22 protein-coding genes, 1 pseudogene and 1 other annotated feature are annotated in these 23720 nt (G+C 36.1%); of the genes and pseudogenes, 15 read left to right on the plus strand and 8 right to left on the minus strand.

Annotation, left to right across the window (positions count from 1 at the left end; all coding sequences use genetic code 11):
- Positions 1 to 210 precede the first annotated feature (210 nt).
- From MWJ95_RS19090 to MWJ95_RS19100, 3 genes are read right to left on the minus strand one after another with little or no spacing between them, the layout of a single operon-like run.
- Positions 211 to 1449, minus strand: a complete 1239-nt coding sequence (locus MWJ95_RS19090; RefSeq protein WP_249106969.1) for an FtsW/RodA/SpoVE family cell cycle protein — start codon at positions 1447 to 1449, stop codon at positions 211 to 213.
- Positions 1436 to 1831, minus strand: a complete 396-nt coding sequence (locus tag MWJ95_RS19095) for a helix-turn-helix transcriptional regulator (protein ID WP_249075788.1) — start codon at positions 1829 to 1831, stop codon at positions 1436 to 1438. Before MWJ95_RS19095 ends, MWJ95_RS19090 begins: the two co-directional genes overlap by 14 nt.
- On the minus strand, positions 1812 to 2363 hold the full coding sequence (locus MWJ95_RS19100; protein WP_249075787.1) for a sigma-70 family RNA polymerase sigma factor: 552 nt from the start codon (positions 2361 to 2363) through the stop codon (positions 1812 to 1814). Before MWJ95_RS19100 ends, MWJ95_RS19095 begins: the two co-directional genes overlap by 20 nt.
- Before the next feature lie 186 nt (positions 2364 to 2549).
- Positions 2550 to 2769, plus strand: a binding site (T-box leader).
- A 41-nt stretch (positions 2770 to 2810) separates the two neighbouring features.
- Here MWJ95_RS19100 and argS point away from each other — a divergent pair.
- The 6 genes from argS to MWJ95_RS19130 all read left to right on the plus strand — a co-directional run bounded on the left by argS (position 2811) and on the right by MWJ95_RS19130 (position 10238).
- Complete coding sequence (gene argS / locus MWJ95_RS19105; RefSeq protein ID WP_283175781.1) at positions 2811 to 4484, plus strand: arginine--tRNA ligase; 1674 nt, start codon at positions 2811 to 2813, stop codon at positions 4482 to 4484.
- 172 nt (positions 4485 to 4656) lie between these two features.
- Entirely contained in the window at positions 4657 to 5829 is a 1173-nt protein-coding gene (locus MWJ95_RS19110) for an MFS transporter (RefSeq protein WP_249106970.1), read from the plus strand.
- A 183-nt stretch (positions 5830 to 6012) separates the two neighbouring features.
- Positions 6013 to 7050 (plus strand): serine hydrolase domain-containing protein, encoded by a 1038-nt coding sequence (locus MWJ95_RS19115; protein ID WP_249075785.1) that lies wholly within the window; start codon positions 6013 to 6015, stop codon positions 7048 to 7050.
- A gap of 22 nt (positions 7051 to 7072) precedes the next feature.
- Entirely contained in the window at positions 7073 to 7426 is a 354-nt protein-coding gene (locus tag MWJ95_RS19120) for a GNAT family N-acetyltransferase (RefSeq protein WP_249106971.1), read from the plus strand.
- Between the two features lie 846 nt (positions 7427 to 8272).
- On the plus strand, positions 8273 to 9283 hold the full coding sequence (locus MWJ95_RS19125) for a hypothetical protein (protein WP_249075783.1): 1011 nt from the start codon (positions 8273 to 8275) through the stop codon (positions 9281 to 9283).
- Between the two features lie 55 nt (positions 9284 to 9338).
- Positions 9339 to 10238 carry a cell division site-positioning protein MapZ family protein gene (locus MWJ95_RS19130; protein WP_249106972.1) on the plus strand — a complete coding sequence of 300 codons (900 nt, stop codon included), beginning with the start codon at positions 9339 to 9341 and terminating at the stop codon, positions 10236 to 10238.
- Positions 10239 to 10372: 134 nt separating this feature from the next.
- Here the strand turns inward: MWJ95_RS19130 and MWJ95_RS19135 are convergent, their stop codons facing one another.
- Both MWJ95_RS19135 and MWJ95_RS19140 read right to left on the minus strand, forming a co-directional pair.
- The gene (locus MWJ95_RS19135) at positions 10373 to 10813 is read right to left on the minus strand and encodes a hypothetical protein (RefSeq protein ID WP_249075781.1); all 441 of its coding nucleotides are present in this window, start codon (positions 10811 to 10813) and stop codon (positions 10373 to 10375) included.
- 185 nt (positions 10814 to 10998) lie between these two features.
- Complete coding sequence (locus tag MWJ95_RS19140) at positions 10999 to 11343, minus strand: hypothetical protein (RefSeq protein WP_249075780.1); 345 nt, start codon at positions 11341 to 11343, stop codon at positions 10999 to 11001.
- Between the two features lie 320 nt (positions 11344 to 11663).
- Here MWJ95_RS19140 and MWJ95_RS19145 point away from each other — a divergent pair, with 320 nt between their 5' ends.
- Both MWJ95_RS19145 and recQ read left to right on the plus strand, forming a co-directional pair.
- Positions 11664 to 12767 (plus strand): TcaA NTF2-like domain-containing protein, encoded by a 1104-nt coding sequence (locus MWJ95_RS19145; protein WP_249075779.1) that lies wholly within the window; start codon positions 11664 to 11666, stop codon positions 12765 to 12767.
- An 8-nt stretch (positions 12768 to 12775) separates the two neighbouring features.
- Complete coding sequence (gene recQ, locus MWJ95_RS19150; protein ID WP_249075778.1) at positions 12776 to 14545, plus strand: DNA helicase RecQ; 1770 nt, start codon at positions 12776 to 12778, stop codon at positions 14543 to 14545.
- Between the two features lie 60 nt (positions 14546 to 14605).
- Here recQ and MWJ95_RS19155 read toward each other — a convergent pair whose 3' ends face one another.
- The 3 genes from MWJ95_RS19155 to msrA form a co-directional block, all read right to left on the minus strand.
- Positions 14606 to 14953, minus strand: coding sequence for a VOC family protein (locus MWJ95_RS19155; RefSeq protein ID WP_249106973.1), 348 nt, complete (start codon positions 14951 to 14953; stop codon positions 14606 to 14608).
- A gap of 121 nt (positions 14954 to 15074) precedes the next feature.
- The gene (locus MWJ95_RS19160) at positions 15075 to 16175 is read right to left on the minus strand and encodes a saccharopine dehydrogenase family protein (protein ID WP_249106974.1); all 1101 of its coding nucleotides are present in this window, start codon (positions 16173 to 16175) and stop codon (positions 15075 to 15077) included.
- A gap of 833 nt (positions 16176 to 17008) precedes the next feature.
- Positions 17009 to 17530: a peptide-methionine (S)-S-oxide reductase MsrA gene (msrA, locus tag MWJ95_RS19165; protein WP_249075775.1), complete on the minus strand. Its 522-nt coding sequence runs from the start codon at positions 17528 to 17530 to the stop codon at positions 17009 to 17011.
- 175 nt (positions 17531 to 17705) lie between these two features.
- On the opposite strand from msrA, the gene MWJ95_RS19170 reads away from it, so the two are divergent.
- From MWJ95_RS19170 to MWJ95_RS19200, 7 genes and pseudogenes are all read left to right on the plus strand, one after another.
- Positions 17706 to 18656: an LCP family protein gene (locus tag MWJ95_RS19170; RefSeq protein WP_249075774.1), complete on the plus strand. Its 951-nt coding sequence runs from the start codon at positions 17706 to 17708 to the stop codon at positions 18654 to 18656.
- Between the two features lie 64 nt (positions 18657 to 18720).
- Positions 18721 to 19920: an AI-2E family transporter gene (locus tag MWJ95_RS19175; protein WP_249075773.1), complete on the plus strand. Its 1200-nt coding sequence runs from the start codon at positions 18721 to 18723 to the stop codon at positions 19918 to 19920.
- A gap of 113 nt (positions 19921 to 20033) precedes the next feature.
- Positions 20034 to 20131: pseudogene (locus MWJ95_RS24735) on the plus strand (cupin domain-containing protein); the annotation flags it as partial.
- Between the two features lie 180 nt (positions 20132 to 20311).
- A complete protein-coding gene (locus tag MWJ95_RS19185) occupies positions 20312 to 20731 on the plus strand; it encodes a DUF1801 domain-containing protein (RefSeq protein WP_249075771.1) in 420 nt (139 codons plus the stop codon).
- Between the two features lie 353 nt (positions 20732 to 21084).
- The gene (locus tag MWJ95_RS19190; protein ID WP_249106975.1) at positions 21085 to 21735 is read left to right on the plus strand and encodes a TetR/AcrR family transcriptional regulator; all 651 of its coding nucleotides are present in this window, start codon (positions 21085 to 21087) and stop codon (positions 21733 to 21735) included.
- 72 nt (positions 21736 to 21807) lie between these two features.
- On the plus strand, positions 21808 to 23001 hold the full coding sequence (locus MWJ95_RS19195; RefSeq protein ID WP_249106976.1) for an MFS transporter: 1194 nt from the start codon (positions 21808 to 21810) through the stop codon (positions 22999 to 23001).
- Positions 23002 to 23476: 475 nt separating this feature from the next.
- Positions 23477 to 23677 carry a hypothetical protein gene (locus MWJ95_RS19200; RefSeq protein ID WP_249106977.1) on the plus strand — a complete coding sequence of 67 codons (201 nt, stop codon included), beginning with the start codon at positions 23477 to 23479 and terminating at the stop codon, positions 23675 to 23677.
- Positions 23678 to 23720: the final 43 nt, after the last annotated feature.

A 23720-nucleotide genomic window follows, 5' to 3' on the forward strand; every position in this document is an offset into this window, starting at 1 on the left:
AAGCAACCTTAATTGGCTGCTTTTATATCGTTTTGTTCTAATCCTAAAGCATCTTTAAGTCTTGTAGAATATGAGAAAAGTTTAATTCAGCATCCCTTATCCAGCATGGAGAGTAGTATCAACTAAAGTAGCGGTTCCTAGGAAGTAGCGGATTAACGGATGTATCCAATTAGTCCTAAACAGTTTTCAAAGCCATTTAATATCAAACTATTAAATATATGATTTCCTGCGATAAATACTAAGTGTTAAGCCAATTGGAACGCTTCCTATAAGCATTGGGAAAACACCATGGCTAATGAATGGGAGTGGCATTGATATAAAGGGTACAAGTCCGAAAAGCATAAGTATTTGATAGGCAATTTGCGTTGTAACATAAGCAAGACCACCAGTAATTAATAACCGACCGTATTCGTTATGAATGTAACCAAGTGTATGTGCTAAACGATAAATGATGAAGCCAAGAATGCATATAATGATAACACCTGCAAGTATCCCATACGTTTGTAAAATTGTGAGTAATGCAAAATCAGTATGCGCTGCATTAGCAAAAGGTTGAGAGCTAGTGCCAAACCAAGTGAGGTGCTTCATCACAGTTGAACTAAGTGCAACAATAGAATTCTCATCTAAGTCTGTTGTAAAGATGGTCTGCATTCTTTCAAGTTGATACGATTTTAAAGGTGCAAACATTAAGTAGCAGATGAATGCTACAAATAGGAGACTAAATGCTATAGTAATTGCTAGCTTTTGCTTGCGAGAAAAGCTGCTCGCATAAAATAATGTGGCAACAATCGCTGAATATGAACAAAATAATGAAATATCTGGTAATCGCAAGTAGCAATATGCACCGATTAAATAAAGAGTGAGCAGCAACCATAATGATTTTTTTGGTTTAGCGAAAAGCCCTGCAAACGCCATTAAAAAGAGGGGCATCGTCATCCAACCTTTAAGTTCTAGGGGGCCAACTCTAAAAAAAACAACCCCATTAATTGTTTCATTACCATTTAAAATAATAAGAAATAAGAGACATCCCAGTATATACATCTGCGTGGAATAGCGCTCTAGCTTGCGAAAATCGAGTCGCATTAAGAAGATTGTCAAAACAATTCCACCAATAACAATCACGATATTACGGATGATAGAATCTCGTAACGAGAGCTCAGCTGGTAGAAGTGGTAAGAAACTACACATTACTGCAAGCATAAATGGAATAACGAGTAGCCAATCGATTTTCGGCTGATGAATCTGATTAAGTGAGACGCCGAGGTTTGTAGCATTGCCCATTTCACGTACAGCCCGTAATTCCGCATCTGTAGCTTTATAGCCCTTTTCTTGCCAAGCATGCTTTGACTTCGCTAAATGATAAGTTAGCTCTTTTTCAACAGCATCATGTGCCTCCTTATTACGAATATGTCCCTTTACGTGTTGAGTAAATTCTTTAATCGTTCGCATAGCGTACCTCCTTCAGTAATTGCTCAAAAACAGGGCGTTTGTCCGTTTCTTTGTGAAGCTTTGTTAACAGCTTAACGCCCTTACGTGAAAGAACATAGCGCTTTTCATTCCCATACCACTCACTTACGACGAGTTGTTGCTGTTCAAGGCGATGTAAGGAAGAATAGATCATTCCTTCATTTAAATGAATGACCTCTTTGTTTTTTGCATAAAGAAGTTGCGTAATTTCAAAACCTGAGCGCTTCGTTTGTAGCATCGTTAGTAGCGACTGATCTGAAAGTTCCTCTTGAATCCCTTTACGTACAGCTTCCTTATGCATTTCTGTAAACTGCATCTTTTTAAATTGATTTTTCATAGCTTGTTTAAAACGTGTTTCCGTCAAATGGATTCCCTCCTAACGCTTTTTGCAACAAAGAACGGGCCTTACGAAGTCTTGTTTTCACCGTATTGTTATTCAATGATAAAATGTTGGCAATCTCTTGGATCGAATAGTCTTCAAAATAATAAAAATAAATAAGTTCACGATACTTAACGGGGAGAGTCATCACTATGTCAAACAATGCCTCGTCCTCACTATTCTGCACAACTTGCTCAAGCAAATCTCCCGTTTCTAATGCTTCCGCTAACACCTTCGTTTCCGTTACATCGACGTTTTTCTTATACCAGCTTTTTATATAGTCCTTTGAATGATTAATAGCAATACGCCACAACCATGTTTTCAAGCTGGAATGACCTTGATATGTTGAGAGAGCCTTATAACACTTGATAAAAATCTCTTGCGTCAAATCCTCAGCAAGAGGGGCATCATGTACATATGTATAAACAAGCTGCAGTACCTCTTGACCATAATTTGTCATTAGCTCCTCAACCACCTGATCTCGTGATAAGCTACTTGCTGTTATTGTTTCCTCCATATCGTCCCTCCTAACGTGTTCATTCATTAGACGATTGCCAAATAGTACAGGTTTTCCTTGTATGATCAAAAATATCAATCATTTAAAAATAATGGTAACACACCGTTCACAACCGTTTTTTTATTACATTGCAAAAGCACTATTGACTTTAATCGAGGTGTTGTGTAGAATATTTCGAAATTACAGTTAAATTCAATGAAAAAGAGAGTAATTTATGGATCTACTGGAAAGCGAATTAGGGATGGTGTGAGCCTAATGCAGGGGCCATAAATGAAACGCACTTTGGAGAAGGTTCTCGAATTAGTAGTAGAGAATAACGGGGAGTCACCTCGTTAACAACAGAAAGTGGTCATATTATATGGCAACTAGAGTGGTACCACGGGATAACTATGCTCTCGTCTCTATTTTTTAGAGACGGGGGCTTTTATTATGGAAAGGAGAATGAACATGCATACACAAATTGCGAAAAGCATCGCTATGGCATTAAATAATGAGTTAACTGTCAATGACATTCAAAATTTACTAGAGAAACCGAAAAATTTGGGCTTAGGGGATGTAGCATTGCCGTGCTTTACACTGGCAAAAAAATTAAGAAAATCTCCAAATAGTATCGCATCGGACATAAAAAACAATTTAAGTTGTGATGTAATACAAGAGATTCAAGTAGTAGGCGGGTATGTCAATATATTTTACCATCAACCAACGATTACACAGCAGGTGCTTAGTCAAATAGTAAAAGAAGAAAATTTATACGGGACTCAGCAGGAATCGAAGGGGAATGTTGTGTTGGATTTTTCTTCACCTAATATAGCGAAGCCTTTTTCCATGGGTCATTTACGTTCTACAGTGATCGGCAATGCATTGGCAAACATAGCAGAGAAAAATGGCTACCAAGCAATCCGCATTAATCATTTAGGAGATTGGGGAACACAGTTTGGGAAATTAATCGTGGCCTATCGAAAATGGGGAGATCAAAAAACAATTGAAGCTGCTCCAATCGAGGAACTTTTAAAAATCTATGTGAAGTTCCATGAAGAAGCGGAGCAGGATGAAACACTCAATGAACAGGCACGTGCTGCATTTAAAGCATTAGAAGATGGCGATAAAGAAGCGTTAGCGTTATGGCAATGGTTTAGAGATGCATCACTAGAAGAATTCAAGACCATTTATCAACTGCTTGGAATTAACTTTGACTCTTTCGTTGGAGAAGCGTTCTACAACGACAAAATGGCTGCTGTTGTGAAAGAGTTGGAAGATAAAGACTTACTTGTGAAATCCGACGGTGCTTATGTCGTTGAAATAGATAATATGCCACCTTGCTTAATAACTAAAACAGACGGGGCTACACTCTATGCTACCCGTGATTTAGCAGCTGCTTTTTATCGTCAACAACAATATGACCCGAAAAAAATATTTTACGTTGTAGGGAATGAACAGTCACTTCATTTTAACCAGTTATTTAAAGTCATTGAAAAGATGGGGTATGATTGGGCAAAAGACTTACAACATGTACCTTTTGGCATGATTCTAAAAGAAGGTAAAAAAATGTCGACGCGTAAAGGTAAAATCGTTTTATTAGCAGATGTACTTACAGAAGCGATTGCTACTGCAAAGCGAAATATCGAGGAAAAAAATCCAAATCTAATGGATAAAGAGAACATTGCACGTCAGATTGGTGTAGGAGCGGTTATTTTTAACGATTTGAAAAATGATCGTCTTCATGATATTGAGTTTTCGATTGAGCAAATGATGCATTTCGAAGGCGAAACAGGGCCATATATTCAATATACGTATGCACGTATTTCATCACTTTTGGAAAAAGCCGATGAACAAAGTTACGAAGTATCGTTTGAAGCATTAGGGGAGCAAGCATGGCCAGTTATTTTATTACTGGAACAATTTCCGAAAGTAATTGCTAACGCTTTAGAGCAAGCAGATCCATCACAAATTGCTAAATATGCTTTACAATTAGCCCGCCAATTTAATAAATATTATGCGCACAATAAAGTATTGGTCGATGACAGCCAAAGAACATCTAGATTAGCATTTTGTCATTGTGTAGCCGTTGTTCTAAAAGAATCGTTAGCACTGTTAGGAATTGCAGCGCCAAAAAAAATGTAAGTATCGTAAGCTGCAGCTATTTCTTGATACTAGCTATATCTTTTCATCAATAATTGCCATTAAATTGACCGATACTAGAAAAAATGGTAAAAGGATATAGTGAGAATTCAAAGATCTAACAAATTTAGTTGAATTTTTAACTGTATCAATAGAGAGAAGGTTTTTTGAAAGTATGCAGAAAAAACAATGGCGTCTTTCCATGGTACTTGTGGTTGTTTGTATTTTCTTGGTTGCGCTCAATATGCGACCAGCAGTCACAGCAATCGGACCACTATTTAATGTACTTTTGGAATCACTCCATATATCAAATACAAAAATGAGCTTTTTAACATCTATTCCGGTGTTTTGTATGGGGCTCTTTGCCCCATTTGCAGTGCCATTACAAAGAAAACTCGGAACAAAAACAGCCATTACGCTCTTAATCATGATCCTGGCATTAGCAAATGGGCTACGCTTTTTACAAGAAAGTTATGTTCTACTTGTAGTCACAAGCTTTGCTGCAGGATTTGCAATTGCACTGATTGGTCCCATATTAAATGCCTATATAAAGAAAAAATTCCCAAAGCGTTTTACGACTGTTGTAGGCATTTATTCATTTGGAATCGGAACAGGGGCAACATTGAGTGCAGCACTAACAATCCCATTTTATAATTATTTTCATGAGAGCTGGACAATAGCGCTTGGTAGTTGGGGGGTACTTGCTATTATTGCCCTGTGTATATGGTCCCTTGTCATACAAAATCAACACCTGCCAGAGACAGGTGCAATGGCTGAAAAAGCTGCACGAAATCCGTGGAAAAATGTCCGTGCATGGATCATTTTAATTTACTTTGGTATCCAAACATCTTTGTTCTTCTCTATTATGTCTTGGCTAGCACCAATCTTACAAGATAAGGGCTTTTCTCTTGTCGCGGCAAGTTCGATGCTAACATTTATGTCTATTATACAAATGATTGGTAATATTTTGGTGCCCATACTAATGGAAAAATGGTCGAGTCGAATCGGTTGGCTCTTTTCTTTAGGGTTCATAGGCGTGATAGGCTTTGTGATGCTTTGGTTAGGTTCAGGGTCATTGTTATGGATTGCTGTATTCATCATAGGTTTCGTATTAAGTGGCTTATTTCCAATTGGCCTATTGTTACCATTGGATGAAGCAAGAAATGACGAGGAGGCAAATAGCTGGTCATCTATGGTTCTTTCAGGTGGCTTTATGATAAGTTCCGTGATCCCTATACTTATCGGCTATTGCTATGATAAGACTGGTAACCATACATTTACCTATATGATTTTTATACTATTGATGTTGGGCATTTTAGCTACAACAATGATGTTAAAGAAGAAATAATGGTAAGACATGCGCGAAATGACGTGCATGTTTTTTTATCTTTTTTTAAGGCTGTTTTCGTAAAGATTGTTGCTCTTCAACTAACGAAGTAGGTTAATTGAAGATAAATATATTACAAACAGATAAAAGGGAGCGTACGTTCGTGTTATAATTTATTTGATAATACTGATAAAGGGGATAATTGTGAAATTGGAGAACATTCGCATTGTAGAACGAATGAAACATTATAATGTACAAGGTCTAAGTATAACATTGCTTGAGGGTGGTGAAATTAGTGGAACAGAAAATTACGGCTTATTAGAAGCGAAAAGCAATAGAAAAGTAAATGAAGATTCTATTTTTAGTGCGTGTTCAATTAGCAAGTTCTTAACAGGAATACTTGCTATGAAGCTAGTAGAGGAAGGACTTCTTGATTTAGATGATGATGTGAATGAAAGTCTTGTATCGTGGAAAGTACCAGAAAATGATTTTACTAAAAATAAAAAAGTGACATTGAGGAACTTACTAAGTCATCAATCTGGAATTAAAGACCCTGAGGGTAGTTATCCTGAACTAAATTCGGAAATAGGGTTTCCTTCGATGGTTGAATTATTAGAGGGGCAAACTCCATATTGTAACACTCCTATTGACGTCAAGTGTGAACCAGAAAGTGAATTCCATTATTCCGATGCAGGTTTTTGTATCATTCAACAACTAATAGAAGATGTTACTGAAAAACCGTTTCATAAAGTTATGAATGAGCAAATATTTGAACCATTAGGAATTGCAAATAGCCAATTCATTACAACAATGTTGGAAGTAGATAGACAAAACTTTTCTTGCGGTCACAATAAAAACGGTGAGTTAGTAGATGGGAAATATCCTATATATCCTTATCCAGCGGCGGCCGGATTATGGACAACTTCTTTGAATTTAGCTGAATTAGTTCTTGAGTTAATGAATGCTGTAAAGGGAGAAAGCAAGGTTGGCATTTCGGAAAGGTTAGCAAAAGAAATGATAACCTCCCAAAGAGATAAAAGTTGGACTGGATTAGGTGTGTTTCTTGAAGGCTCAGAAAAAGAACTAGAAATCACATCACTCGGTTGGGGAGTGGGTTTTCAATGTATGATGGTGGTGTTTCCGTATTTAGAGAAAGGTGCGGTCATAATGACCAATGCAGAATTGGGTGTTCATCAAATGGAAGGTATTATAGGAGAAATATATAAATCTCTTTTATTTTAAAAAGTGTTAAGGGAGGAGAAACATGCAGATAGCCTTAGCAAATCCAACTCATATATCTGAAGTTGTAACGTTCTTCAACAAAAATATAGAACGCAATAACAGTGCGATCTATTCTGAAGAGTTTTTATGTCCTCTTGGAGTTAAAGCAGCTATAAGAAGAAAGCAAATGATAGTGGCAACAGTAGAAGGCCAAGTAGTGGGGGCATTTCGGTTTTACCGAAAAAAAACACAAAACAAAATTTCTTTGTATCAATTTGCGATAAGCGAGGTTTATCGTGATCAAGGGTTGTTAAAAAAGATGTTTAAAACGATAAATGATTTACCTATTGTCGCACTATGTCCGACTGATTCCGATTTTAATGAATATTATTATTAATCGGGTTGGATTTTACAAGAACTAAGTGACGAGTTTAAAATCTGGGTTTTTAGTAACCCTAATTAAGTTTTGTAAACTTCTTCACTTAAAGTAACGGGGTGCTTTAGTTAAATATTCGATTTACAAAATATCAAACATAAAAACAGAGTTGATTCTACACATTTTGTAGATTAACTCTGTTTTTATGTTTTAACAGCAACAATCTTTTAGAAAACAGCCTTTGCTAAAGACCCTGTTAGTTTAATAAAAACATATTTAATCAATCAAATGGATCTTTGCGATTTTCTTTTCATATTGGAATCTGTAATTAATATCAACACTAAGATTATAAGGCATATTCCAAGTAAAATTGCACCTAGCATACTTACTCCCATTCCTTCAAATCCCCTAATTACCTTCAAACCAACAAAATGCGTTATGATACTTAGATTTACAAGAATCAATGGAGGAACATATATATTTCTCTTGTTCTTGATTGCCCAAAACAATCCCCAAATACTTAGTAATGAAATAGAAATAGGCAAATAGATAAACAGAACGGAAGCAAACAAATCTAACCCCCCTGACATTTATGTTTTATCTTATAATATGTACCTTAACACAAATTCCCTTAATTTAACTATCTTGCTCCGTTAGCCTAAGAACGTTCCTAAATTGAGACAAATTTTTCGGTCCGTATTAAGTCACTTAAGTATATTACCAAAACTAGGTATAACTTCATACAAGTTTTTTGAAAATAGCCTTATGTTTTTATAGCAACAACAACATTTTCAAGGAATCACAAATATTACTCTGCAAAAAAATCAATTTTTATAGTAGAATTTTCATATAGAGGAGAGGTAGTTAATGGAAAAGTATATTTTTAACTGGAAAACAGCGTTGTTAATAGGGGTTTTACTCCTTATAGGAGGATGCAGTTCCAAGAGCAACGCAGTATATGAAGAATCCATTCAAAAAGGGTTGGACGCCATCGCTGAAGATAACTTTAGTAAAGCTGAAGGACTTTTTGAAATGGCAACAAAGGCGAAAGAAAAGGATCCAAAGGCAAAAGCTTTATTAAATCAAGTGCAATTGATATTAAAATCAGATGATTTAATGAAAGAGAATAAAATAGACGAAGCCTTAAAATCGCTTGAGCAGTCGATAGAAGTCGAAGAAGGCTCTAAGGTAATTGTATCTAAAGCACGAGACAAAAAAGAAGTATTGCTCTCACATCAGAAAGGCCAAACTCACTACAATACGTTATTAACAGATGCCAAGAATTTAACCCAATCTGGCGACTATCAAAAAGCCAATGGAAAGCTAGATGAATTATTGAAAGCTGATTTATCTCAATTCGCATCGATCAAGGATGAAGCTACAAAATTAAAAGAGTCTAACAATACGATTATTAGAAATGCCGAAGTTGCACAAGCACAAAAGAATGCACAGGCACAACAGAATGCTCAAGCACAAAAGAATGCACAGGCACAGAATGCTCAAGCACAAAAGGTGGCACAGGCACAAAAGGAAGCTCAAGCGAAGGTTGCTGCAGCCGAAAAAGAGGCTAAGAAAGACATTCAACCGAATACACTTTCAGCGGACGATGTAGTTGTCCATTATTCCATTCTGGCGAATGGAGAATTGGAACTTCTTTCTCAATCCATAATACTGAAAGTCGGACAAAGATTAGTCCTTACAAGGGATGATCATAACAAGATATCCGAACGGACGATGTTTAGTAGTGACGGCGTAATTGATACATTTCATAATACAAATGGATTTATAGCAATAGCACCAGGCACTACAGATATATCGATATTACCTGGCGATGATTGGGATAGATCTAAGGTGATAACTGTAACTGTAATTAATTAAAATGCCATCATTCACTTTTTGCTATTAAAAATTACGATATAAGGAGATTTACAGGATGAAGATTTATAACTTCAAAGCGGTAACGATGGTTCTCATAGCTTCACTATTGATCCTTGGAGGGTGCAGTTCAAAAACAGACGAATTATATCAAGAGTCCATCCAAAAAGGGCTGGATGCAATCGCAGATGATCAATTCAGCAAAGCCGAAGGACTGTTCGAGGTAGCATTAGAAACGAAGGAAGACGATGTTTCAGCGAAGGCTTATTTAAACCAGGTACAATTGATTTTAAAAGCAGATAAATCAGTGGAACAAAATAATATAGCTGAAGCTGTTAAATTACTTGATGAATCAATAAAAATCGAAGAAGGATCGAAAGTAATTTCCTCCAAATCGCAAGATAAAAAAGATACACAAATCGCATTTCAGGAAAATGAAAAGAAGTACAATGCTCTGTTAACAGAAGCGAAGAATTTATCTCAATCAGGCAACTATCAAAATTCTAACGGGAAACTTGATGAACTTTCGAAAGCGGATTTAACCCATTTCGCTTCTATCAAAGATGAATCTTCTAATTTAAGAACTTCTAACGATGAAGCCATAAAGAATGCCGAAATTGCACAAGCAAAAAAAGAAGCTGAGATCGCACAAGCAAAAAAAGAGTCTGAAATTACACGAGCAAAACAAGAAGCTGAAATAGCACGAGTAAAACAAGAAGCTGAAAAAAAGGTCGCTGCAGCCAAAGCATCAGCTCCGTTTGAATGGGCTCCAGGCGTAAAAGACACCTTCGAAAAAGCAATGGTTGAAGCGGAATACGTGGATTCGCGCGACAACATTATCTACAAAAAAGAGGGCGTTACTGATAACGAAGGTTTTTACAGCGTATACACTATGCGCGATGGCGAAGAAGCATATGTCGTGGTTGTTAACGTAAAAACAGGTTGGTACCACGGATGAGTAATTTCATATTCTAAAACATCCTAACAGCCAAAAACAAAAAGAGAGTCGGTTCCATAACTAGGACCTGCTCTCTTTTTTATGTAAATCGTCAGAGCAAGGACCTTGTATAAGAAAACGTTCAATAACACTTCTCATTCAGTTTTTTGAAGTGTTATACTCTCCTCATTGCCATCTACGACAACCACAAAAGCAAGTTCAGAATCATCGAACGCTGAATAGGAACATCCATTACCGCAACTTTTCTTAAACGCATTCCCTTCTAAAACGCCATTATCTGATAAATATGTACTTCCACCAGAAGATGAGGATTTATAGTGTACCTGGTTTCCAATTTCCTTCTTCAATAGATTCTCCATATTGTTCCCTTTGTATTTTGCAACATAAGAGCCTTCAGCTAGTTTCCCATTTTCATTTACATTTACTGTTACAGCCCAACTGTTATTTTCTCCTATGAATGTTGCTGAAGTTTCCTTATTGCCAGCCCAAAATGCATCAACTGAATAATAAGAAATTAAGACCAATGCCAATATAAGTACAATTGTAGAAAGTAATTTTGTTTTTCTCGATTTCATAAATACCTCTCCCAAAACTAGTTTCCTTGTTATTTCTATAGGGGAGATGACAATCCCTTCTTTTACCAAAAATACTCGTTAGATTAATAAACAATCTTTTAGAAAGGCTGTTTTCTCAAAGATTGCTGCCTCTGGCTTGGATATCTTCTTCAACTAGAGCACCCGTTAGCACAATGATAGTTGAACTATATAATATTTACGGAAATTATTATTGATAATACAATAAGTATTAACATAATCCTGATTTTACTTTCCTTCGACGTAGTTAACGCTGAAAAGATTCCTCCTAAAATCATTAAAGGAATACCAATTATTCTAATTATGCTTACGGCAAATAACATACCTAAATGTGTAAAGAAAAACCCTATTACTATAAATCCAATTGTAAAAATAAAATGGCGCGACCTAAAATCATTAATTGCGGATTTTTTATCGTCGGTATTCATTTTTAAATAACCTCTAACAACCATAAACGCTGGTATTCCCCAAACAATCATAAAGATCACTACGGACATTGTACCTATAATCAATAGTTCCACCCCTATACAGCAATACAATATTACCATAAAAAATCATACACTTCCTCGACTATTCTGCACCGTTAGTTGAATAGTAACAATCTTTTCGAAAACAGCCTTTTTTAAATAACATTTTAACCGCAAATCACAAGTCATTTTTTATAGCAAAGCCAACATAGAGCCTTTTATTATAGGTATAACGAAGTGTTTAAAAATGAGAGCAGTATTTAAATAACATACATAAATTAATAATAATATTATGTAAACTTGAAACGAATGGTAACGTTGTTTATGATAGTAAGGGAAGATCTAAAGAAAGTTTTGGTGAATGTATGCGGAAAAAGATGCTCATTATTGGAGCAACAGCTTTATTATTAACGGGCTGTAAAAATGAAACATCGGCAGAGGTGTTTGATACGAAAAAGACCGATGTGAAATCGGAAAAGGCTGTGACGAAGCAGCAAGAAAAAGTGGTACCGGAAGTTAAAGTAGTTGGTGAGAATGGAATCGGTGCAGGGATTATTGTAAAAAAAGAGGACGCTAAGCTTTATATTTTGACAAATGGTGCGCTTGTAGCATCAAAGCCGGCTGCACTTGTACAATTTAATAATGATAAATTAATGGAAGCCGAAGTGCATTATATTTCAACAGCTTATAATATCGCCATTTTAGAAGTAGCATATGACGCATCGGTAAAGTTGCCGACCGTCTATAATGGTGAATTAAATCAGTTAGCTGTTTATGTTAATAGCTTACCGCACATCATTAAAAAATATAGTGACAAGGTAGCAGCTTATTACATAGATGCAGAACAAAATACACTTATTGGGAGCCCCGTCCTAGAAGCAGAGAATGGTAAACTTGCGGGCATCTATTTTAAACGCAAGCAAAACGGGACTTCACAGCCGTTTATATTGCCATATAAAGATATTGCGCAGTTATTGGATGAATGGGTCGCAGGTAATATGAAGACAAGTGATCGATTATCTCAATCAAAAAACCTATACCCGTATATAGAACAGCGTGATCAAGAAGCAGTACAGCAAGCGGTTGATCAATTCGGAAAGAATATTTTTGCCTATAATGTCGATGAGATCAAACTGTTTTTAGATACTTTTTTTAAGCATTTAAAAGCGGCAGTTGATATTCAAGATGCTAGCGTTATGAAGCCTTATGTAGGAGGAGACGATTTACAAAGCACATTGGATAATATGGTGGCGTATTATGCATCCAAACAAGCGAAAATACGTTTTAACAATACGTCAATTAAAAACATTAGCATGGATGGGCAAAATATTGTTGTTCGTGCCAAAATAGAATATGTATTAACAAATTCTGCTGGTCAAGAGGCACTTGCTAACTCTATGATGGTATATGAAATAAATAAAAATGAACAGGGCGAATATCAGCTTATTCGTCTAATAACTGAGGAGTGAAAAGTTGGATGGAGCAAGCAAGACAAATGCTACAACATCATTTTGGCTATGATTCATTTCGCAATGGACAAGAACCAATTATTGAACAAACATTACGAGGTCAATCAAGTCTTTGTGTGATGCCAACTGGCGGAGGTAAATCAATTTGCTATCAAATTCCGGCGCTCATGCTAGATGGCCTAACAGTCGTCATCTCTCCTTTAATTTCTCTTATGCAAGATCAGGTAGAAGCATTACGTGCTGCAAATATCCCGGCCGCGTATATAAATAGTACCTTAACCGTGCAAGAAGTGAATGAAACGATGCAGTTAGCGAGTGCAGGTTATTTAAAGCTGCTTTATATAGCGCCAGAGCGATTAGAGAGTGCAACATTTTTACAGGTATTATCGAATTTATCAGTACCGTTGCTTGCTGTAGACGAAGCGCACTGTATATCCCAATGGGGACATGATTTTAGACCAAGCTACCGTGCAATTCAAAAATTATTTACATTGTGGCCGCAAAAGCCAACTGTCTTAGCACTTACAGCAACAGCTACACCAGCTGTGTGCGATGATATTAGACAATTATTGGGGATTGATGAGCATTCAACAGTAATTACAGGGTTTTCACGTGATAATTTAGCATTCTCTGTGTTAATCGGTGAAAACAAAGAGCGCTACATTAAAAATTATTTAATGAAAAATAAAAATGAAGCGGGCATTATTTATGCGGCGACCCGAAAGGCTGTAGACGCAATCTATGAGCTATTAAGTCGTTCGGGCGAAGCGGTGGCCAAATACCATGCGGGATTGTCAGAGGACATGCGTATGACAGAGCAGGAACGCTTTTTAAAAGACGAGGCGCGCATTATGGTAGCTACCAATGCATTTGGCATGGGTATTGATAAAAGTAATGTACGCTTTGTTATCCATTATCAAATGCCGCGCAATATGGAGAGCTATTATCAGGAAGCGGGGCGTGCAGGACGGGATGGCTTGCCAAGTGCCTGTATTTTGCTTTATGCATCAGGTGATGTTCAAACACAGCGCTTTTTAATTGAACAGACGCAGGATGAAACAAGAATTGCCCAGGAATTGGCAAAGCTACAAACGATGGTTGATTATTGTCATACAGAAGGCTGCCTACAAAATGCGATCTTAACGTATTTTGCTGACGAAGCAGGGGAGCCTTGTAGTCGTTGTAGTAATTGTAATGATGGCCGAGAAGTTAAAGATGTGACCGTAGATGCACAAAAGGTATTAGCTTGTGTTGTAAGGATGGGGCAAAAATTCGGTAAGACGATGGTGGCCCAAGTGTTGATTGGTTCCAAAAATCAAAAGGTCACTGAATTTGGTTTTACAAGGCTGTCGACTTACGGCATTTTAAAAGGTCAATATTCTTCAAAGGATGTTTCAACCTTTATTGAATTTTTAATTGCAGAGGGCGTACTTGCCGTTAAACATGGCACGTTTCCGACCATTTATGTCTCAGAGGAAGGCAAAGAAGTATTAATGGGGAATCGACAGGTCATGAGAAAAGAAGCTGTTACTGTACGTAAGCTTGTAGACAATGATCCGTTATTCGAGCATTTACGATTATTACGTAAAGAGATTGCAGATGAAGAAAAGGTACCACCATTTGTTGTGTTCTCTGATAAAACATTACGTGATTTATGTGATAAAAAACCGACTGAGCTTGAAGAATTAAGACATGTTAGTGGAATTGGTGAAGTAAAATTCGAAAAATATGGGTATCGTTTCTTCGATGCTCTTCAGTCTTTTTTGAAAGCAACATGATATAGGAGAAAAGGGAAGTGCTACATTCACAAGAATTAGGCACTTCCTTTTTACAACCCACTATTTTTCCCAAAGCTCGATCAATCGACCTTCAGGATCCTTAATCCAAATAAACTTTCCGAATTCGCTGACTTCTTTTTCTCTTTCAAGAGGTACGCCAATATGTTCAAGATGGTTAATAGTCTCGTTTAGATCATATACTTGGAAATTTAACATCACTTGTTGTTCTGTTGGAAAATAACTGTCATTTCCGCTAAAGAATGAAAAGATCGTCTCATTTCCTAATTGCGGTTTAATTACAGTCCCATTCCAATCTTCTATGTCCATCTTCAACACTTCACCGTACCACTTTTTGATAACATCAAGATTGTTAGTTCTCCAAAATATTCCTCCAAAACCTTTTATCATCGTATTTAACCCCTGTCTGCTTTAAATTTTTTACTTCCTTCTTGAACGATAGCGCTCGAATAGTTCTAGTACAATTTTTCACATCGACTATTTGGGTGGGCTACTTCATGTAAAACGATCGTTAGTTGAAGGATTTGATTTCATACTTATAAGATATACTATTATCTAGAATTGATAATATATCGTCTAAGTCAAAAAGCTGTTCTATGTAGTGTACACCTGCTGAATAGTTATTTTCGATTAACTTATTCCCTAATATCGAGGCAACATTACCTGTTATCTCGGTATTATTTGAGCCAAATAAAACAGATTCAATAGTTCCTTCTTTTCCCTCGATTTCCCCATGTACTTCCGCTTTTATTAAATAATCATTTGAGCCAATGTTTAATTTATCAAAAATATGCAAAGCTCCCACAAATATATTTTTTAAAATATTTATAAAGAATTTATATTTTAATAGCTTAAAAGCTCCCAACTTTTTCAGTATCGCTATCTCTTTTGTTGTAAAGGCCGAGTCATAAAAGAAGCGAGAAGATACATTTTCTAAATGAAGCGTTTTAGTGAGAATATGTTGGTCGGCCAGATTAAATCTATAAGCAATCCTTTTCCCATATTTATTAGGTAACTCTACATATTTTCCATCGGTAAAACTACTTACATACTTATTTTGACCATTTTCAAATATTGAATAATTATTATTTATATTATTGAGCAACCATTGTACTCCGTCATTTCCATGCTTTTCACCAATCCCAAGCATTAGATAAGTGTCCGTACTGTTAACTTTAGTAACCTGATTGACTAAATTTTTGACCATTAAATTTAATAAACCTGGAGCTAAACCTACACCCAATACTAAAGTTGTTTCCAATTCAAGTGCTTTACTCTGTAAACTTTCAATTTTAGATAAGATAGTATAGGAAGGGGAAATATCTATATAATGAACTTTATTTTGTATACACATTTCAACGAAATTAGTGTCTTTTTGGTCAAGGCACATTATTACTAACTGGGTGTGTGTAAATACTTCATCGGATGCCTCCAAATTATAAATATCTAGTTTCAACGGCAGAACCTTGTCATTCATAGACAAAGAAAACCGTTTTGCTTTTTCAAAATTTCTACCAGCCGCGATAACTTTGCCAGGATAAATCTGGGATAAATTTTTACAGATCACGGTACCAACTTGACCATAACCGCCGACAACTAAAATATTTTTCACTAGAAAACCCACTTTCTCATAGTTAAATAAAAACTACCGTATCACGATACTATCAATAATTGTTCTTCAACTCTTCGAACGTTAAGTAAATTTTTCTTTCTCTATCTTAACATAAATATCCATTTATCCTTTGCGATTGGCACCAAAAACGGAGCCATGAGAAAAAACCATTTGGGCTTATCAAGAACCAAACATACTGTCATTTTTAGTTACTGTGCTATTTTGGGGGAACTATGTTTTTGGCTTTTTTTGTGTTTAAAGATTTTTCTGAAGGTATTCCCAGTAGAACCAAAACAAAAGAACCCGGAATTAATATTCCGGGTTTGATTCTCACTTACTTAAAGTGCTCCATGACACACTGCCTCGCTTCCGCATTTACGCTTTAGCTTCATTCAGTTTTGATGGTCCTTCTGAGTTACCGGTCAGCCCCACTCATCGGGTTAACCCTCCTTGTCATTGGATTTGAAGTGAAATCTTTAATAGTATAGGTCATTTATTATTTTTTATACACGACTATTGCAAAGTAGTGAATTTGTAGGACAATGCAAAAAAAGAACCCGGAATATGAATATTCCGGGCATGATTCTCACTTACTCAAAGTGCTCCATGACACACTGCCTCGCTTCCGCATTATGCTTTAGCTTCATTCAGTTTTGATGGTCCTTCTGAGTTACCGGTCAGCCCCACTCATCGGGTTAACCCTCCTTGTCATTGGATTTGAAGTGAAATCTTAAATAGTATAGACCGTTCATTGTTTTTTATACACGTTCATTAAAAAAAGAAAAAAACCATTTTGAAAAGCATTCGTCAATCAAAATAGAATTTTCTATAAGTTATTTCTCCCAATGTTCAGTAATGAACTGATCTCTGCCAGAAAGCGCTCGGTCTTTCTGATAATGCTCCGACTCTTTTTTATAAAAGTCTTGATGATAATCTTCTGCAGGGTAGAAGGGCTTGGCATCGCGAATTGTGGTTACAATAGGTTTATCAAAGCGACCACTGTTTGCTAGCTTTTCCTTGGAAGCTTCTGCAATGCGTTTTTGTTCATCAGAATAGGTAAAGATTGCTGTCGTATAAGATTCACCACGGTCATGAAATTGACCATAAGCATCCGTTGGGTCGATTTGCATCCAGTAAATATCAAGCAGCTGCTCATAACTAAAAATGCTAGGGTCGAATTCTATTTCGACTACTTCTAAATGGCCAGAAGTCCCTTTTTTTACATCCTCATAAGTAGGATTGTCTAAATGGCCACCCATGTAGCCTGAAGTAACCTTATGTATACCGTCCCACTCAACAAATGGCTTTACCATACACCAAAAACAACCGCCAGCAAACGTAGCTTTCTCGATCATGTTCATCATCCTTTCTTTCGTGAAAATATTATAGCATTATTTTGTTCATTACTGGCAAATTAGGTGTAAAATAACCTATAAGTAGTTGTTGATAGGATTCGTAACATCATATAAAATGAACCTTTCGTTATGTGAAATCGTTACATTACTATAAAAAATAGAGGAGTAAACAGGTATGGAAGAGCAAGATTATTCAAGACGCTCGCAACGTCCAAAAAAACGTCGCTTGCGTAAAGGGAGAGCATTCTTCACATTGCTATTACTTTGTGTCATTGTCATTGCAGGTTATTCTGTTATGCAATATCGCAGTGGACTAGAATTGGCAAGTGATACAAAAGTAGTCCAAGAAAATTTCAAAGGTGATCCTGTAAAAGGTGATGTTGAAAACTATTTATTATTAGGAATCGATACTCGTGGTGAAGAAAAATCACGTACAGATACAATGATGGTATTATCTTGGAATAAGAAAACAAATGATATTAAGCTCGTGTCATTAATGCGAGATATTTATGCAGATATTCCAGGTTATAAATCCTATAAGCTTAATACGGCTTACTATTTAGATGGTGTTCAATTATTAAAAGATACGATTGGCAATATGTTTGGCCTACCAATTCATCATTATGCCATTATCGATTTTAAAAATTTTGAATCTCTTGTAGATATTTTAGCGCCAAATGGAGTTGAAATTAATGTAGATAAGGATATGTCCGAAAAAATTGGTGTTTCATTAAAACAAGGTGTTCATAACTTAAATGGTAAAGAATTACTTGGTTTTGCCCGATTCCGACACGATGAAAAAGGAGATTTTGGTCGAGTAGAACGTCAGCAAAAGGTGATTGAAGCGTTAAAAAATGAAGTTTTATCACCCCAAAATATTTTGAACTTACCAAAATTCGTCGGTGCAGCACAAGGCTATGTAACAACGGACTATTCATCAGCAGGTGAGATTCAACAAGTGCTGAAAATGGTGTCGAAAGGTAAAGTTAAAATAGAAAAAGCAACGATTCCAATCGAAGGTAGTTATAGGTTCCAAAGCATTAGTGGTGTTGGTGATTCAATTATTGTTGATGTAGAGAAAAACAAAGAATTTTTACGTAATTTTTTAGGCATTTCCCTAGAGTGATTTTTCGCAAAATCCAACATTATCCTGTACTATAGGGATATAGGATTTGTATTGAGGTGAGTAGATGGAAAAAGAGAGGCCAAGAGAGCGTTCGAATTTCTTTTCAACGAAATTCATTCGCTTTTTAGGTGGTAAAAACTTATTTTTTACACTGATTATTTTATTATTACTAGCGTGCGTTATTTTTATGTTCCAAAAAGTTTCCTTTATATTTACCCCGCTAAAAGTTTTATTTGAGGTAGTTATTCTACCAGGGGTACTTGCCAGTATTGGTTATTATTTATTACGTCCAATAGTAGGGCTTTTTGAAAGATGGCGGATCTCAAGAGTTTGGGGTATCTTCCTTCTATATATCATTCTGATTGGCATAATAACGTTATTAGTAGTATTAGTCTATCCGTTTTTGCGAGACCAATTTACTAATTTAGCACAGGAATTTCCGGGATATTTTATGGCGTTAACGCAAAATATTGCTGATTATCTCAATAATTCACGCTTTAATGAATACCTAGATAAAATAAATTTAAACTACGATGCAATGGTGAAGAATTTTACTACGGATATCGTGGAGACAGTTAAAAACACAGCTGCGAATTTAGCTCAAGGCGTGGCATCTGGTATTACTGGCTTCGTTTCAACGTTAACAGGAATTGTTTTATCATTAGTTACAGTACCGTTTATTTTATTTTACTTACTTAAAGATGGTGAAAAACTACCGAGCTTTATTTTAAAAATGTGCCCACCACGTATGCGTAAAGAAGTGCACGAAATTTTCCATGACATGGACAAGCAAATTAGTTCTTATATTCAAGGACAAATTTTAGTGTCAATGTGCATAGGTGCCATGGTGACAATTGGCTTTTTAATTATCGGTATGAAATATGCTTTATTGCTTGGATTCCTTGCCATGATTACGAGTGTTGTTCCTTACTTAGGGCCTGTTATCGCCATTACACCAGCGGTTATTATCGCACTTGTCACATCGCCATTCATGCTTATTAAGCTAGCCATTGTATGGACGGTCGTTCAGTTAATTGAAGGGAAATTCATTTCTCCACAAATTATGGGTAAATCACTAAGTATCCATCCAATTACAATAATTTTCGTTTTATTGACGGCAGGTTCTTTATTTGGCGTTCCAGGTGTCATTTTAGGGATTCCGGGCTATGCCATTATTAAAGTGCTTGTGACACATTTATTTAAGTTATTTAAACAGCGTTATAATCGTTACGAGGATGAGAGTCATCAAAAATATGATGTGTAATGAAGAGACAGCTACTGCGAATGTGCAGTAGCTGTTTTTTATTAAAATTGCACAATACCGATAAGAATGAGGTCTCAATATGTTAACTTTGGGTCGCAAGGAGGGAACAGAAACTGAATTTCGTGCCGATTAATTTACAAGAGAGAAATTAGCTAAATTCCAAGATCACTGGTCTCCAAAGGTTATTGCGGAAATGAATGATATTAATTTTAGCTAGTCAAAGTATAAGGTGATTTAGCAGGTGATTTTGAATATTATAGCAAGGATATTAATCCAGAGGACGGACAAGCAGAAATTTATATTTCAATAAAATAGGTATCATGTTGAATCGCTAAATCTGTACGAGTTAGCATCTAGAGATATTTATTATTTTAAAAAAGGAATGAATACTATGAGTGCAATTGAAAATAGTAAGGTTGAGGAAGTATTCAAACAGTATCCAAAACACATTCAGTCGAAACTTTTGATTCTTCGCCAGTTAATTTTGGATACGGCATTAGAGACAGAAAGTGTAGATCATATGGAAGAAACGTTAAAATGGGGAGAGCCTAGTTATATCACAAAAAAAGGGAGTACAATTAGAATAGGATGGAAACAATCACGTCCAGATCAATACGCCATGTATTTTAACTGTAATACGAAGCTAATAGATACGTTTAAAGAGGTATATAGAGATGTATTCAACTATGAAGGTAATCGAGCGATTGTATTTGATGAAAATGACGAAATACCAGTAAATGAAATAAAACAGTGTATTGCATTGGCACTTACATATCATACTCGAAAGCATCTTCCAATGCTTGGTTTATAATGAATAGATGTTTAACATTTTATATGAAATTAATTTACTTAACCCCTTCCGACCATAAAAGTTAGAAGGGGTTGCATGTTGTTTAGATAATTATTTTTGTGGTGCTACTTGCACTTGTGCTAAACGATATCAACAGTTGCCTGTAAAAAATTCTTTCGATTGTACGAAAGAGCTGCATCTCATCCTAATTCACGTATGCCGTTCAATATGGCGTTCTGAGAATGGCTGCAAAAAGGTAAGCAGGAAAGAATAAAAAATACAACGACAATTACATAAAATACTAAAATGAAGGGTAGAAGCTTACCACATATTTGTCGATAAGGTAACCGGAGAAGATTTTATCCTCCGTAGTATTGAGTAGAAAAAATAATACTGGACTATTCGTTCCGGAAATAGTATATTATTCATATTCAAAGGAGGAATTTACCATCGGACGTTCAAAAGAGTTTGACAAGGAGCACGTACTCCATAAGGCAATGTTAGTATTTTGGGAAAAAGGCTACGATGCAACAAGTATTCCGGATTTGTTAGAAGCTATGGAGTTAAGCAGATCAAGTTTGTACGAAACTTTTACGGACAAACAGACACTTTATGTTGAGGCAATACACCAATACAAAAAATTCAATCAAAATAAACGCAATTTTTTGGTAAATGCGCCATCTGCAAAAGTTGGAATACGACAGTATTTTGATAAGCATATAACTCAAGCATTTGATGATGAATTGCCCAAGGGATGCTTGATTACAAACGCAAGCATTGGCTTGGATTCACCGGATGAACAACTACGTAAATTGATACGAGATAGTTTTGAGGAATTAGAACAGTCTTTCTATGAACTATTAAGTAAAGGACAGCAAATGGGAGAAATTGACCCAAAGAAAGATATAAAGGCTCTATCACATCTATTGCTTAACCTTAATCATAGTATCAAAGTAGTATCCAAGGTGAAAAACAATAAAAAAATTATTTATGACATGATGAATACTGTCATAGAGATAATATAGACAAATTTTTTTATGTTTTCCGGAACGATCATTCCGGAAAATGCGACCTAAAAAAAGTGAGGGAGAATTTCTATGAGTTCAATCGCAAAACCGAAAATGGAGAAACCAGTTTCATCGTGGATTATGCTTGTTCTGGCTATAGCTTGTGGCGTGATTGTTGCTAATCTCTATTATGCGCAGCCTTTAGTAGGACCCATCAGTTCTACACTAGAATTATCTTCCGGAGCAGCGGGCCTTATCGTGACGCTGACTCAAATTGGGTACGGAATCGGATTGTTATTGATCGTTCCTTTGGGAGATATCCTTGAAAACCGGAAACTTGTTGTTACTTTATTGCTCTTCACTGCAGTCGTGTTGGCGATTGCTGCAGTAGTCAAAAGCGCTACGCTATTCCTTGCAGCTTCACTGTTTATCGGGTTAGGCTCAGTAGCAGCTCAGGTACTTGTACCGTATGCAGCTCATCTTTCACCCGATGCCACACGCGGCCGAAATGTTGGTAATGTTATGAGTGGTTTGTTACTTGGTATTATGCTCGCCCGTCCTATTTCAAGTATTGCGGCGGAGTATATGGGCTGGCGCGCTATATTTGTCTTTTCGGCTGCAATAATTTTTGTTCTGGCTCTTGTATTAGGTAAGTTATTGCCTCCAAGGCAGCCAATGACAACAACACAATATCCAATACTGCTGAAATCTATGCTTCATTTACTTAAAACGACACCAGTCTTACAACGTAGAGCAATTTATCACTTTTGTGTGTTTGGAACTTTTAGTTTGTTCTGGACAACTGTTCCTATGTTATTGACCGGTCCAATTTTTAATTTTTCCCAAAAAGAAGTGGCACTGTACGCATTGGTTGGGGTGTCTGGGGCGGTAGCTGCACCTATGGCGGGCCGTTTTGCTGATAAAGGTTGGGTTCGACCAGCAACCGGATTCGCTTTAGCTTTAGTTATTATTTCTGTAATTTTTCCCCTTATGATCCAAAGTGGCTCGACGTTATCATTAGTAATCTTGGTCATTTCCGCCATTCTTTTAGATATGGGAGTTTCTGCTAATCTGGTGCTTGGTCAACGTGCTATTTTCTCATTAGGAGCAGAATTTCGAAGCAGACTTAATGGTTTATACATGGCCATATTTTTTGCTGGCGGTGCTATAGGTTCTGCGACAGGAGGATGGGCATATGCCGTGTTTGACTGGAAAGCGGCATTAGTGATTGGAATAGCTTTACCGACCATGGCGATGATTTATTATGCGACGGAAAAAAAGTAATGGAACTACTGGTGTTGATAGTTGAAAAATGATGCTACACAATAATAATGGGTCGTAGATGAAAAAAAGACCAGTTTATGATAATGGGTTCTGTTTTTGAGTACAAAACATAAAAAACACAATAAAAAGGATTTCAAAACGAAATAATTTGGATATCCTTTTTTATTGATTTGTAGCGGCTTTTTAACAATTTTCATACGAATTAAAATAGGTACATAATTTTCGCTTTCTAAGACATTTACCATCCAAAATTATATAATATAGTAAATGAAATTTTTGGTATTAAGCACCTCTCAACATTAAAAGATAAAGTGGTAGTTGTTATGAAGGAATGTTTACGAGCCTTGAGGGATTTCAAATCGTATTACTAGCATTGATTTTACGCGTAAGTTTTCTAGTCTTTAGTACCAGGATCCATGAAGGAACCATTAAAGAGAAATAAACAAAAATGAATATGTTTTAAGGTGGTGTATCAATGAGAAATGTAAAAGACGCTGCGGCCATAGCTTTGACTATCATGATTATCAAGTTAGTATTCAGACTGATTCCACCTTATACGAGGCTCGATAGACTCGAAAACGGCATCTGGGTTGAACTTGGAATTATTTTAATTGCTTACATAGTTTTATTTGTGATCGTTTACCTAATACTTATAGTAAAAAGAAGGAATAAGTAAAAAGATGTAGAACGTTAACTTTTGCATATTTTGACTATAAATG

This window comes from Lysinibacillus sp. Bpr_S20, from assembly GCF_023337835.1.
Lineage (GTDB): Bacteria > Bacillota > Bacilli > Bacillales_A > Planococcaceae > Lysinibacillus.